Annotated in this window: 13 protein-coding genes; 8 read left to right on the plus strand and 5 right to left on the minus strand. The window is 61.4% G+C overall.

The features are described 5' to 3' along the window. Positions 1-8 precede the first annotated feature (8 nt). The gene (locus ACFQDL_RS27585; protein WP_379911806.1) at positions 9-1,784 is read left to right on the plus strand and encodes a copper resistance system multicopper oxidase; all 1,776 of its coding nucleotides are present in this window, start codon (positions 9-11) and stop codon (positions 1,782-1,784) included. 14 nt (positions 1,785-1,798) lie between these two features. Then, positions 1,799-2,530: a copper resistance protein B gene (locus ACFQDL_RS27590; protein ID WP_379911808.1), complete on the plus strand. Its 732-nt coding sequence runs from the start codon at positions 1,799-1,801 to the stop codon at positions 2,528-2,530. 563 nt (positions 2,531-3,093) lie between these two features. Here the strand turns inward: ACFQDL_RS27590 and ACFQDL_RS27595 are convergent. The 3 genes from ACFQDL_RS27595 to ACFQDL_RS27605 are packed head-to-tail and all read right to left on the minus strand — an operon-like array spanning position 3,094 to position 4,003. Continuing rightward, positions 3,094-3,447, minus strand: coding sequence for a hypothetical protein (locus ACFQDL_RS27595; RefSeq protein WP_379911810.1), 354 nt, complete (start codon positions 3,445-3,447; stop codon positions 3,094-3,096). After that, positions 3,441-3,866: a hypothetical protein gene (locus tag ACFQDL_RS27600; protein WP_379911812.1), complete on the minus strand. Its 426-nt coding sequence runs from the start codon at positions 3,864-3,866 to the stop codon at positions 3,441-3,443. The genes ACFQDL_RS27595 and ACFQDL_RS27600 overlap by 7 nt, the downstream gene beginning before the upstream one ends. Further along, on the minus strand, positions 3,824-4,003 hold the full coding sequence (locus ACFQDL_RS27605) for a LysR family transcriptional regulator (protein ID WP_379911814.1): 180 nt from the start codon (positions 4,001-4,003) through the stop codon (positions 3,824-3,826). Before ACFQDL_RS27605 ends, ACFQDL_RS27600 begins: the two co-directional genes overlap by 43 nt. A gap of 238 nt (positions 4,004-4,241) precedes the next feature. Here ACFQDL_RS27605 and ACFQDL_RS27610 point away from each other — a divergent pair, with 238 nt between their 5' ends. The 3 genes from ACFQDL_RS27610 to ACFQDL_RS27620 all read left to right on the plus strand — a co-directional run bounded on the left by ACFQDL_RS27610 (position 4,242) and on the right by ACFQDL_RS27620 (position 8,677). Further along, the gene (locus tag ACFQDL_RS27610; RefSeq protein ID WP_379911816.1) at positions 4,242-5,117 is read left to right on the plus strand and encodes a TAXI family TRAP transporter solute-binding subunit; all 876 of its coding nucleotides are present in this window, start codon (positions 4,242-4,244) and stop codon (positions 5,115-5,117) included. Between the two features lie 82 nt (positions 5,118-5,199). Continuing rightward, the gene (locus ACFQDL_RS27615) at positions 5,200-7,107 is read left to right on the plus strand and encodes a TRAP transporter permease (protein ID WP_379911818.1); all 1,908 of its coding nucleotides are present in this window, start codon (positions 5,200-5,202) and stop codon (positions 7,105-7,107) included. A gap of 1 nt (position 7,108) precedes the next feature. Continuing rightward, positions 7,109-8,677: a sulfatase family protein gene (locus tag ACFQDL_RS27620; RefSeq protein WP_379911820.1), complete on the plus strand. Its 1,569-nt coding sequence runs from the start codon at positions 7,109-7,111 to the stop codon at positions 8,675-8,677. Here the strand turns inward: ACFQDL_RS27620 and ACFQDL_RS27625 are convergent. Beyond that, the gene (locus tag ACFQDL_RS27625; RefSeq protein WP_379911822.1) at positions 8,631-8,975 is read right to left on the minus strand and encodes a GntR family transcriptional regulator; all 345 of its coding nucleotides are present in this window, start codon (positions 8,973-8,975) and stop codon (positions 8,631-8,633) included. The genes ACFQDL_RS27620 and ACFQDL_RS27625 overlap by 47 nt on opposite strands. A 316-nt stretch (positions 8,976-9,291) precedes the next feature. Here ACFQDL_RS27625 and ACFQDL_RS27630 point away from each other — a divergent pair, with 316 nt between their 5' ends. Continuing rightward, positions 9,292-10,347, plus strand: coding sequence for an aromatic ring-hydroxylating dioxygenase subunit alpha (locus tag ACFQDL_RS27630; RefSeq protein ID WP_379911824.1), 1,056 nt, complete (start codon positions 9,292-9,294; stop codon positions 10,345-10,347). A 21-nt stretch (positions 10,348-10,368) separates the two neighbouring features. Further along, on the plus strand, positions 10,369-11,322 hold the full coding sequence (locus ACFQDL_RS27635) for a PDR/VanB family oxidoreductase (protein ID WP_379911826.1): 954 nt from the start codon (positions 10,369-10,371) through the stop codon (positions 11,320-11,322). Between the two features lie 26 nt (positions 11,323-11,348). Here ACFQDL_RS27635 and ACFQDL_RS27640 read toward each other — a convergent pair whose 3' ends face one another. Beyond that, complete coding sequence (locus ACFQDL_RS27640) at positions 11,349-12,248, minus strand: LysR family transcriptional regulator (RefSeq protein WP_379911828.1); 900 nt, start codon at positions 12,246-12,248, stop codon at positions 11,349-11,351. A gap of 128 nt (positions 12,249-12,376) precedes the next feature. Here ACFQDL_RS27640 and ACFQDL_RS27645 point away from each other — a divergent pair, with 128 nt between their 5' ends. Next, on the plus strand, positions 12,377-13,381 hold the full coding sequence (locus tag ACFQDL_RS27645; protein WP_379911830.1) for a TAXI family TRAP transporter solute-binding subunit: 1,005 nt from the start codon (positions 12,377-12,379) through the stop codon (positions 13,379-13,381). Positions 13,382-13,396: the final 15 nt, after the last annotated feature.

The following is a 13,396-nucleotide window of genomic DNA, read 5'->3' on the forward strand; positions in this document are numbered from 1 at the left end:
AGATCTCGATGTATCTCAGTAGTATCAAACGAGGACTGCTGGTCGCCGGCTGTTTGATGTCGTTCGGCGCCCTGGCCGGCACCTACGACCTGGTCATCGACCAGCAGCGGCTTGCTATCGATGGCAAGGCCAAGAACGCCATGACCCTCAACGGCGGCATACCGGGACCGACGCTTCGCTTCACCGAAGGCGAAGAGGTCACCATCAATGTCACCAACAAGCTCGACGTCGATTCCTCGATCCACTGGCACGGGCTGTTGTTGCCCTATACCCAGGATGGCGTACCGGGCATCAGCTTCCCGGGTATCAAACCCGGCGAGACCTTCAGCTACCGCTTCCCGATCGTACAGGCCGGCACCTACTGGTACCACAGCCACTCGGGCTTCCAGGAACAGGAAGGCGTTTATGGGTCGATCGTGATCGAACCGAAAAAGCGCGAGCCGTTCAAGTTCGATCGGGAATACGTCGTGATGCTGTCGGACTGGTCGGCCGAGACCGGCGAGCAGATCTTCTCCAACCTCAAGGGCCAGAGCGACTATTACAACTACAATCAGCAGACTGTAGGCACCTTTTTTCGCGATGCCAAAGAGAACGGCTTTGCGGCCACGGTGCGCGACCGCCTCGACTGGGGCGGCATGCGCATGATGCCGACCGATATCGCCGACGTCTCCGGCTACAGCTTCCTGGTCAACGGCAAGGCCCCCGACGATAACTGGACCGGTTTGTTCGAGCCTGGCGAGCGGGTACGGTTGCGCTTCATCAACGGTTCGGCGATGAGCTATTTCGATGTGCGCATTCCCGGCCTGAAGATGACGGTGGTACAGGCCGACGGCAACAGCGTGCAGCCGGTCACGGTCGATGAGTTCCGCATCGCCGTGGCCGAGACCTACGACGTCATCGTGCAGCCGAAGGAGGATCGCGCTTTTTCGATCCTCGCCGAGTCGATCGACCGCTCCGGTTTCGCACGCGGCACCCTGGCGCCCCGGGAGGGCATGAAAGCCGACCTGCCGGCGCTGCGCGAACGGCCCCTGCTGACGATGGCCGATATGAGCATGGCCAGCATGGGCGGCATGGATCATGGCGCCATGGGTCATGGTGACATGGCCGGGATGGATCATTCCCGGATGATGGCAAGCGCGGAAGATTCGCAAATGGCGGAGATGGACCACTCGCAGATGCAAGGCATGGATCACTCCCAGATGGCGGGTATGGATCATTCCCAGATGAAGGGCATGGATCATTCCCAGATGGCGGGTATGGATCACTCGCAGATGAGTGCCGCCAACCCGCACAACAGCGACTATGCATCGGGCAGTGGCCTTACACCTTCGGCAGCCAATGGCGGCAAATTCCTGGTCTACGGTGACCTCAAGGCGATGACGCCGTTCGAGGATTACCGCGCGCCCGACCGCGAGATCGAACTGCGCCTGACCGGCAATATGGAACGCTATTTCTGGTCGATCAACGGCATCAAGTTCTCCGACGCCGAACCGATCCGGCTGACCCATGGCGAACGGGTCCGCATCAAGTTCGTCAACGACACCATGATGATGCACCCGATGCACCTGCACGGCATGTGGATGCAGCTCGACAAGGGCAATGGCCGCTTCAATCCCTTGAAGCATGTCGTCAACGTCGCACCCAACACCACCCTCACCGTGGATGTTCCAGTCGACGCCCTCGGCGAGTGGGCCTTTCATTGCCACCTGATGTACCACATGGCGTCGGGCATGTTCCGCAAGGTGATCGTCGAACCACCGGCCGCCCAGGCCACGGCACTCTAGGTAAGGACGTAAAGATGACAGTAAAGATGACAAGCCGGACAGCAGCACCGATCGCCCTGACGATACTGACGCTGGGCTTTTCCGGCATCGCTGGTGCTGCAGAAAAGGACGATGCGTTAAGGACCACGTTTTTACTCGATCGCCTTGAAGTCCGTGATCTCGATGGCGACGAAGAGGTGGGCTTCTGGGAAGGCCAGGTCAATGTCCGCGCCGATTATCAGGGACTGGCATTCAAGACCAGCGGAGAGCGCCCGTCAGGCGGGCCGACCGAAAGCTCCGAGTACCAGCTGTTGTACCAGCGTCTGGTTTCGGACTTCTTCGATGCCCAGTTCGGCATCCGCTATGACGATCAGCCGGGGCCGTCCCGCAGCTATGCGGTTGCCGGCCTTCAGGGCCTGGCGCCCCACTGGTTCGAAGTCGATGCCAACCTGTATCTCAGCGAAGACGGCGACCTGTCGGCCGCGCTCGAAGCCGAATACGACCTGCGGCTGACCCAGCGCCTGGTGCTGCAGCCGGCCGCGGAGCTCAATGTCGCCTTCAGCGACGACGAGGAGATTGGTGTCGGCTCTGGCGTGAGTTCGGCCGAACTGGGGCTGCGCCTGCGCTATGAATTGCACCGCAAGTTCGCGCCCTATGTCGGCATCAATTGGGAGAAGAAGTTCGGCGATACCGCTGATTTTGCCCGCGACGAGGGCGACGACACCGAATCGACTGCATACCTGCTGGGCGTTACCGCCTGGTTCTGAGTCGAAAGTCCGGGCCATTGGGCCCGGACGACATTTCCCGTGCACATCGCACCGATACGGTATTAGATGTGAACCGCCCAGGGTTCTCTGGAGACCGTTTGTGTCTGAGTAAGGCAGCCTCTCCTGATTCATTTAACTGGCGATAGTACTCCATTTCCCGCTCTGCCGGTGTAATGTTGCCAATATGCTTGAGCATGTTATGTTTTCCCAAGCGAAAAGTTGACCAATTTTGAGTAGGTAGCCGTTTTTGGCCGCATATTGCCACTTGCAGCAAGTGAAACTTGCGTTAGCAATTGGCCGCAGGCCGAGCAATGCAGACATGATCTGCAGGACAACTGGGGGTTACTACCGGCACAGAGCGGCCGCTGTAGTAGCACGCTATAAGGGCACCCAGACAAAGGGCGGTGGCTCCGCATCCAGCGCTGCCCATATATGGGTGTCGGGATTCGAAAAACTAATTTCGCTCTGCCACTTCGTCAGTCGACATGAACGGAAGCCTTTCCCAGACATCCAGGGCGGCACCATGATGCCAATGTCAGCGAAATCCTCTCCGCTGCCGCTGTTCAGCTGCTGCCGACCGATGTTTTGTCGAGATTCTGGAAGTAACGCTTCAGACGCTCCGCGACATCCATCACGTCCGGGCGCTCAAGGTTGCGCTGAGGAATCCAGAGGGCAATGTCCCGCTTTGGCAACAGGGTTTTGACGCTCAACACGTGATCGTCGTTGAGACGCTCGGAGAGCATGGTCAGGCGGTAAGGCAGCGTCACGACCACATTACTGCGCTGCAACAGCGATATCACCATATCGATCCCGCCGGTGAAGATCATCCGGGCCGGGCCGCTGAAACGTCCTGCATCGAGGGCTTCGAAGATTCCTGAGCTGGCGCCCGACGCGATCCAGGGCTGAGATTTCAACATCTCGGGCTCAATGGACGATTTACGGCCATAAAAGGGGAGTCGACGCCCGCGAAGATACGCATTTCGTCGTGGAAGATGATCTGCCGGGTCAGGTTGTCCTGTACCACGTCGATATTGGCTGGGGTCAGCACCAGATCCAGGTCACCTTCATGCAACTGCCTGATCAGGGTGGAAGCCGTTGCCGTGACAAAATGAAGTACCGAGCGGGTGTTCGTAATCGCTTCCGTAAAGAAGCCGTTGATCGCACCCAGGGCGATGAGAGGACCGGCACCGACACGGATCTCGCCGCCAAGCCCCTGTTGCCACTGCTCGATCAGAGTCGTGGTGTGCTCCGCATAGTCGCTGATCCGTTGACCGACTTCTGCAAGGCGGGCGCCTATTTCGGTCGGGCGTACACCACTGGACGTTCGCACCAGCACCGGCCCCCAACCTTGTGCTCAATGGTCTGAATCGCACGGGTCAGTGTGGGTTGGGTTACATTGAGTCGTTCAGCGGCCCGGCTGAGCGAGCCATGCTTCACGATTACAGCAAGTTGTTTGAGTAAGCGCGGATCCATCTATAAATTTTTGTATAGCCGTACCATAAAATGTAATTTCATTTATATCTCACGAAGGTTCTATGATCAACGTATCCAACAAGTCCAATTAAAACGATAAGAGGAATTGCACAGTGAACTTTCTCAAAAACACCGTCGCTGCAGGCATCCTGTCCTTAGCTGCCCTTGGTGCCCAGGCACAGTCCCTGGGCTTCGAGGGGGCGGCTCCGCTTCCCTGACCGGCATAGTGCCACAGTCGATGGCGCCCTACGCCGCCAGGGAGGGTGTCGACCTGCAGGTCGTGCTGGGACAGTCCCTGACCAAGTCGGTCATGAAGGTGGCCGCCGGCCGACTGGATCTTGCCGTTGCACCGCCGCCCGCCATCAGCGAAATGAAGGTCGGCACCGGCCCCTACAAGGGCAGCCCCGAACAGGCGAAAAAGCTGTCGGGCGACCTGCGGGCGCTGTTCGGCTTCTTCGCCAGCGCCATGCACGGCATCGTCTGGGCGGATTCCGGCATCGAAAGCTGGAAAGACCTCAAGGGCAAGCGTGTCTTCATCGGTCCGCCGGCGGGTTCTGCCGCAGGCCAGGCCGCCGGCATGATCGCGGAGGCCTCAGGCGGTCTGCAGGCCGGAAGCGACTATGAAGGCATCAAGCTGCCCTGGGGCGCGGCCGTTCAGGCGTTCCAGGATGGCCAGTTCGACGTGTACGTCGGTTTCTATCCGGTCGGCTCCCAGGCGCTCAACGAGCTGAGTCTGCAGCGCCCGATCCGGATTCTTTCGGTCAGCGACGAGGTCATCGCCTCCCCGGGCTGGGCCGATTACAGCCGCCAGCAGGTCACGGGTCTTGCGACCATTCCGGCCAACACCTATTCCGGCCAGGTCAACGCCGACCAGGCGATCAAGACCGGTACGACCCTGATGATGGTGGTCACCAACAGCAAGCTGGATGACGACACCGCCTACAAGGTCACCAAGGCGTTCTGGGACAACATCGACGCGATGAAGCAGGCCAACGCCCTGATGACGCCGATCGATGCCGCCGATCCCTTCACCGGCGTGAACGTGCCGCTGCATCCGGGTGCGGTGCGCTACTACCGGGAAAAAGGCATCGAGATCCCCGCCGATCTGATGTAACGGCTCCTTCGCTCGCGCGGATACGCCGGCCGGCATCCCCAAGGCTGCCGGCCAGATCCCACCTCAGCTTTCAGGTTCCACCATGCTTTCTACTCACTACTCTCGCTTCAGCTTTTTGGTCGGGCTGGTGATCGCGCTGATCGGTCTTGGCAATGTGCTGCCGACCTTCGACGTGCTGCCGCGCATCGGCCCCTTCGCGATCGAATGGTATCGGCCGCTGTTTTTCTGGTTCTGCATTCTGGCCTTCCTGAGCCACCGCCTGATCCGGCATCACCGCCCGCTCGACCTGCTGCTGTTCGCGGTCGTGGCGCTGGCGGCAGCCTATGTCAGCTGGGACAGCTACCACATCGGCCAGGTCCTGGTGGACGAGATTTACTTCTTCGGTCCGCGTGAAGGTATCACCGCCGCCTTTGCGGCCGCGTTGACGATCTTCATCTGCTGGAAACAGTGGGGTGCGCCGATTGCGATTCTCGGCATGATCGCCGTGCTTTACCTGGCCACGGGCCAGTACTGGCCCGGCGTCTTCGCGACGATTCCGGCCGATATCAGCGAAACGCTGGCCGCCAATCTCTGGTACAGCGCCGATCAGGGCATTCTCGGATCGATCATGGGCATCGTCCTGACCACGGTGCTGCCGTTCATCGTGCTGGGCGCCGTGCTCGAAGGCGCCGGTGCCGGCAGCTCCATGATCCGCATCGCCTTCTACTCGATGCGCCGCTTCCGCGGCGGCCCGGCCTACGCGGCCATTTCCGCGTCCGCACTGTTCGGTACCGTATCCGGCAGTGCCGTGGCAAACGTGGTCGGTACCGGGGTGGTCACCATTCCGATGATCCGTCGCCGGGGCTTTTCGGCCAACTTCGCCGGCGCCGTGGAAGCAGCGGCTTCGACCGGCGGGCAGATTCTGCCGCCGATCATGGGCGCGGCAGCGCTGGTGATGGCCGATATCGTCGGCGTCAGTTACCTCAGCGTCATCACCGCGGTGCTGTTACCGGCGCTGGCGTACTACGTCAGCCTGTTCATGTCGGTCTATTTCGAGGCCCAGCGCCTCAATATCAGCGCGACCGATGACGAGCAGATCGAGAAGCCGCAGACCCAGGACTGGCTGAACCTGATTCTGGTGTTCGGCCCGATCTTCCTTATCGTCTGGCTGCTGATCAGCGGCATGTCGCCAGCCGGCGCCTCGATCTCGGCGATCCTGCTGCTGTTCCCGCTGAGCCTGATCAACCCGACGATTCGCCAGAAACCGTTCAGGCTGCTGGAAGCCCTCTCGTCCGGCGGTCATACCGTCGCGCAGCTGATCATCGCGATCTCGATCGTCGGCATCGTCGTGGCGACGCTGGAAGCGACCGGCATCCCGTCCAAGCTGGCGGTACTGCTGACCGAGGCGGCGAGCTCGTCGCTGCTGATGGCACTTATCATCGCCGCCATAGGCTGCGTGGTACTGGGGATGGGCATGCCCACCCTGCCGGCCTACATCGCCATTATCAGCGTGATGGGCATCACGCTGCAGCAGCTGGGGCTGGACCTGCTGACCGCACACATGTTCGTGTTCTTCTTCGGCGTGGCGTCCGTCATCACGCCGCCCGTGGCGATCGCCGCCTACGCGGCCGCGTCGATTTCACAGGGCAGACCGATCGGAACGGCGGTCGAGAGCTCGCGCATCGGCGCACTGATCTTTCTGATCCCGTTCGCCTTCGCGCTGGATCCGGCACTGCTGCTCGGTGCCGCATCCGACGCCCCGCTGAATCCGCTGCACCTGGCGATGTCCATCACTGGCCTGCTGGCCGCCATCTACCTCGCCGCCAGTGCGCTGATCGGTTTCGACCGCTGCGAACTGGGCATACCGGAGCGGCTGGCCCTGTTCGCATTGGCGCTGGCGCTGCTGTCGCCCTTTGTTATCGCCAAGCTGGTGGCCCTGGTTATCGGCGGCCTGCTGGTGGCACGACGCATTCTGGCATCCAGGACAACCCCGGCGATCAAGGAGGTATGACATGAATCGCAGGCCCAATTTCGTACTGATAGTATCCGACCAGCAGCGTGCAGACTGGCTGGGATGTTACGGCCACCCGGTCCTCAACACCCCCCATATCGACCAGCTGGCGGCCCAGGGCATTCGTTTCGAGGAATTTCACACCGCATCGCCGGTGTGCATGCCCAACCGGGCGAGCATTCTTACCGGGCGCTATCCCAGCGTCCATGGCTTGCGTTACAACGGCTGCGCGCTCTCGAGTCGTGCCAACACCTTCGTCGAAGTGCTGCGCGCCTCGGGCTACCAGACTGCAGCGATCGGCAAGAGCCACCTGCAGCCGTTCACGTCCAACGATGCGCCTTTCGGCGATGCCCTGGCGAAAAAGTACCAGGGCCCGATCGCCGAGGCCTGGAAAGACGACTTTAAGCCCTACGTGCATGAAGAGCCGAGCCAGTACGAGTCGGACGAGCGCTACGACTTCCCGACACCCTACTACGGCTTCGATCATGTCGACATGGTCACCGACCACGGTGACAGGGCCGGCGGTCACTACCTGCAGTGGCTGCGCAAGCAGACACCTGACTGGGAGCGCTTTCGCGACCCGAAGGAGCAGTTCGAGCACGGTTACACCTGCCCCCAGGCGAAGAAGACCAAGCTTCCCGAGGAGCTCTACCCGACCCGCTACATCGAGAACCAGGCCGTGGAGTGGATCAATGAACAGACGGACGCGGAGCAGCCGTTCTTTCTGTTCGTCTCCTTCCCGGACCCCCATCACCCGTTCAACCCGCCCGGGAAATACTGGGACCGATACCAGCCCGAGCAATTCGAACTGGACGTCAGAGCCGAGGACCTGACGATACCGGTTCCGCTGGTCGAGTTCGCCCGCCAGCGGCTGGCGAAAGGCGAATACCCGGATACACCCCAGGAAGCCTTCGCCGCCACCGAGCGGCACTGCAAGGAGGCCATGGCGCTTACCGGCGGCATGATCGACATGATCGACGACGCCGTGGGCAGCATCACGGCCGCCCTCAGGGAACGCGGGCTCGACGACAACACCGTGGTCATCTATACCGCCGACCACGGGGATTATCTGGGCGACGCCAACATGCTGCTCAAGGGCCCCTGGATGCGCAAATCGATCCACCGCGTACCTTTTATCTGGCGCGACCCCGCGGCAACGGCCGGACTGGTCAGCGATCATCTTGGCAGCGCCATCGATATCGGCCCGACGATCATGGCCCGCGCCGGCATCGATCCCTATTTCGGCATTCAGGGACGCGACCTGTTGGCCGACGTGGCTGCCGGAGACGGCCGGGCGCAACTGCTGATAGAGCACAACGACAATGTGCCGCGCTTGGGACTGAAACGGGCATCCCGCAGTCGCACCCTGTACAGCCACGACTGGCGCCTGACGCTGTACCCGGGAGAGGAATGGGGCGAACTGTACGACACCCAGTCAGACCCGTTGCACCTGCATAACCTGTGGTTCGATCCAGACTACAGCCGCAAGAAAGGCGAACTGATGGAACAGCTGGCGCTGGAAATCACCGCGACCATGGACGAAAGCCCGCGCGCCATTCGCAGGGCCTGAGGCACAGCCCACGCCGGCAGGGCCCGGACAGCGGCTCCGGGCCCTGCCAACGAGAGACTACGTCTGCCCCGCCTGTTCGCAGGCTCACTCCACCCCGGTCGAGTGCCGCTCCGCCGTTTGTAACGTTCTGCCGGCAAAGGTTTCGGCATAGCGCCCGAAAGGCGATGCGCACCGGCGTCCGGGAAGCTCCCAGCCGTTCGGAGGTCGGAATCTCGGCCAGTCGCTCGCCCGCGGCCAGCTCACCGGACATGATCATCTGTCGCAATGTGCTCGGCACAGGCTGCCCCGCTTTGCTCATATCAAACCCTCAAGCCCCGAGAGCTGTTAATTCATCGGGCCCCCTTAGCTCCAGTCATCACACCTTTGGATCCAGTCGCTCTCGCCCGGTACAACCGACTGTACTCCTGGCGGATGGCGGCGGCGCCCCGCACCTTCAAATCCTGAATAAATTGCCATAAATCGCAACAAACAGGCCCGTATATAACCACTAAAGACCAATGTGGCATTTTCTTATAACCATAAAATGGATCCAATATTGAATAAAAAGCTTGATATGAATCAAGATCACCCTAAAATTGGATCCAAACTAGAACAAACACCCAGAGGAGCCTCAAATGTTTCTGAAGAACACCTGGTATGTCGGCTGCACCCCGAACGAATTCGCAGACAAACCGCTGGGCCGCCAGATCTGCGGCGAGAAGATGGTTTTCTACCGTGGCCCGGAAGGCCGTGCAGCGGCCGTTGAAGATTTCTGCCCGCACCGCGGCGCTCCCCTTTCTCTGGGCTACGTCGAAGACGGCCTGCTGGTCTGCGGTTATCACGGCCTGAAAATGGGCAACGACGGCAAGACCGCCGAGATGCCCGGCCAGCGCGTTCGGGGTTTTCCGTGCATCAAGAACTATCCGGTGGTGGAGCGCTACGGCTTCGTCTGGGTCTGGCCCGGCGATGCATCCAAGGCCGATCCCGAGCAGATTCCGGTACCGGAGTGGGCCGACAACCCGGACTGGGCCTACGGCGGCGGACTCTACCATATCAACTGCGACTACCGCCTGATGATCGACAACCTCATGGACCTTACCCATGAGACCTACGTTCACTCCACCAGCATCGGCCAGCCCGAGATCGACGAGGCGCCGGTCGCCACCGAGGTGAACGGCGAAGAGGTGATCACCAGCCGCTATATGGATAACATCACGGCGCCGCCGTTCTGGCGCATGGCCCTGAAAGCGAACCACCTGGCCGATGACGTACCGGTGGACCGCTGGCAGATCTGCCGTTTCACGCCGCCGAGCCACGTCATGATCGAAGTCGGTGTCGCCCATGCCGGTCACGGCGGTTACGACGCCCCGGACGAGTACAAGGCGGCCAGCACCGTGGTGGACTTCATCACCCCCGAAACCGAGACCAGCCATTGGTATTTCTGGGGCATGGCCCGCAAATTCAAGCCGGAAGATACCAACCTCACGGCCCAGATCCGCGAAGGCCAGGGCAAAATCTTCGGCGAAGACCTGGATATGCTCGAACAGCAGCAGCAGAACCTGCTCGACTATCCCGAGCGCAAGCTGCTGAAACTGAATATCGATGCCGGTGGCGTCCAGTCACGCCGCATCCTGGATCGGCTCCTCAAGGCGGAACAGGAACAGAACGAGGCCGCGGCCCGCGGCAACTGACCCCGAACAGGAGACCTGACCATGATCGAAGTCGAAGTAATTTCCAAGACCCTCGACGCCGAGGACATCTTCCGGTTCGAATTGGCACGTCCCGACGGCGCCGCGCTGCCAGCTTTCGGCGCCGGCGCCCATATCGACGTCCATTTGCCGAACGGCCTGGTACGCCAGTATTCGCTGTGCAACCACCCGGAGGAGAGCCACCGTTACGAGATCGGCGTGCTGAAAGATCCATCCTCCCGCGGCGGCTCGGCAGCGATGCACGAGCAGGTACAGGCCGGCGACCGGCTGCAGATCAGCGAGCCGCGCAATCATTTCCCGCTGGCCCACGAGGCCGCGCGCAGCCTGCTGTTCGCCGGCGGTATCGGGGTCACGCCGATTCTGTGCATGGCCGAGCGGCTGGCCCACAGCGGCGGCGAGTTCGAAATGCACTACTGCACGCGCACCGAAAGCCGCACGGCCTTCCGCCAGCGCATCGCCGACAGCGACTTCGCCAAGCGGGTACAGTTCCATTTCGATGACGGCGACCCGACACAGATACTGGATGCGGCCAGCCTGCTGGCCCGCCCGGAAACCGGCACCCATCTCTATGTCTGCGGCCCCAAGGGTTTCATGGATCACGTACTGGACACCGCCAAGCGCCTCGGCTGGCCGGCGGACCAGGTGCATCGGGAATATTTCGCGGCGGCGCCGATCAATCACGACGCCGACGCTGCCTTCGAGATCCAGCTTGGCAGCAGCGGCCAGATACTCGAGGTTCCGGCCGACAAGAGCGCGCTGCAGGTACTGCTGGAACAGGATATCGACATTCCCTATTCCTGCGAAGACGGCGTCTGCGGTACCTGCCTCACCCGGGTACTGGAGGGGGAACCGGATCACCGCGACCTGTTCATGGAACCCGCCGAGCATGCTGCGAACGACCAGTTCACGCCCTGCTGCTCGCGGTCAAAGAGTAAACGTCTGGTGCTGGATATCTAAGCTGCGGCGCCTGAGCGCACCGTCACTCAGGCATCCTGCAATGCTTGCTCGATGGTGACGCGGATGTTTTCGACCAGCTCCCGGAACTTGCAGTCCCGGCGGTGCCAGAGGTAGATATCGCGCCGGCCGAAGTCGGCGTCGACGGGTAACCGCCGAATCCCGTAATCCCGCTGCGCCAAAGCGGTCAGCCGCACCGGCATCAGGCTGAGGTAGCGTCCCGTCATCATCGAATTCAAGCAGATCATTACATCGCCGCTGAGCGCGATCGCGGTGTTGAAGCGCTGAACGCCGGCGCGCTGCAACAGCTCGACCGGCGACTCGCCGAAAAAGGCGTAGGTCGCCAGATTGATCCAGTCATAACCGTCGAGGTCGGAAACTTCCACCCTGTCGGCACCCGCCAGCGGATGTGACGCCGAGGCGAACACCGCCAGCTCGTCCTCGAACAGGCGCACGCGCTCGAGCTCGGGCCGCGCCGTCGGCACCTCCGGACCTATGACCAGATCCAGCTGGCCGCGATTGAGCTGATCGAGCGAACGCGACGGCGTTTCGACCTGCACCACCACCGACAGCTGCTGCATCTGTGACTGGAGACTCTCGGTCACCCGGTGCATGAGCAGCGATGCCACCATAGGACCGACGCTGATGCGCATCTCCGACTGCATGCCTAGACGGTGGCGCACGGCTATCTGCTGCGCGGCCCAGAGCGCATCGCCGATCACCCGCCCCTCGCGCGCCAGCGCCTCGCCCAGTTCGGTCTGGCGCACGCCGTGACGGCTGCGGCTGAACAGGCTGGCGCCGGCCTGCATTTCCAGCGTCTGCATGTTCTTCGTGAGCGTCGGCTGCGTGACGTTGAGCTGCTGCGCCGCCAGGTTGATCGAGCCACAGTCGAGAATCGTTGCCAGTTGAATCAAATGCTTGGGTTCCATCGCTACGCGCCTGCTCTTGTATTCATTTTTTTATGTTTAAAACCTTAAAAAGTCATTATACGAATTGGATCCAGTAATGCACACTGGCAATCACGACATCGCACCATACAAACAATCAAGAGGTCGTCATGAAAAAAATAATCGCCGTTATCGGCACACTCTGCACACTTCACCTGACACCCACCAGCGCCGAAACCCTGCGTCTGGATGCCGGCGGCGCCTCTTCGGTCACCGGGATACTGCCGCAGGCAATCGCCCAGTACACCGCCAGGGAAGACATCAACCTCGAGGTCATTCTGGGACAGACCCTGACCAAGTCGATCATGAAAGTCGGTGCAAACCGGCTCGATGCATCCCTGGTGCCGCCTCCGGCATTCAGCGCCATGCGCAACGGCACCGGCCCCTACGCCGAACAGGCCGAAGCGGCCAGGAAGCTGGCCGGCGAGGTCCGCGCCCTCACGGGGCTCCCCGGCAGCACCTACCACGCCATCGCCTGGGCCGATTCCGGCATCGAGGACTGGGATGACGTGCGCGGCAAACGCGTCTTCGTCGGACCACCGGCCGGCGCCGCCAACATGCAGATCATCGGCATGATCGAAGTGGCGTCGGGACTGAAGCCCGAAAGCGACTACGAGGCCATCCGCGCGCCCTGGAATATCGCCATCCAGGGATTCCAGGACGGCCAGTACGACGTGCTGGTCACCAGCGCGCCCATCGGGCAGCAGTCGATCAACGAACTGAGCCTGCAGCGCGAGATCCGCATTCTCGGTATTCCCAAAAGCGTTACCGGCACCGATCAGTGGCGCGAATACAAAGACAAGGCCTACATGACCAGCTCGGTGATTCCGGCCAACACCTACGCCGGCCAGGTCAACGGCGACCAGAACATCCTGACCGGGTCGAATATCATGTACCTGGCGGTCAACCGCAACATGGCTGACGACGTCGCCTACCGCTTCACCAAGGCGTACTGGCAGAACATCGATGCCATCAAGGCATCCAACGCACTGCTCGGCGACACCAACACCGCAGACCCCTTCGCCGGCGTCAATGCACCGCTGCACCCCGGCGCGGTCAAGTACTACCGCGAAGCCGGGATCGAGATCCCGCAGCAGCTGCTGACCGACCGGTAACCCGGTCGGCACTTA

Source organism: Marinobacterium aestuariivivens (assembly GCF_042661465.1).
Lineage (GTDB): Bacteria > Pseudomonadota > Gammaproteobacteria > Pseudomonadales > Balneatricaceae > Marinobacterium_A > Marinobacterium_A aestuariivivens.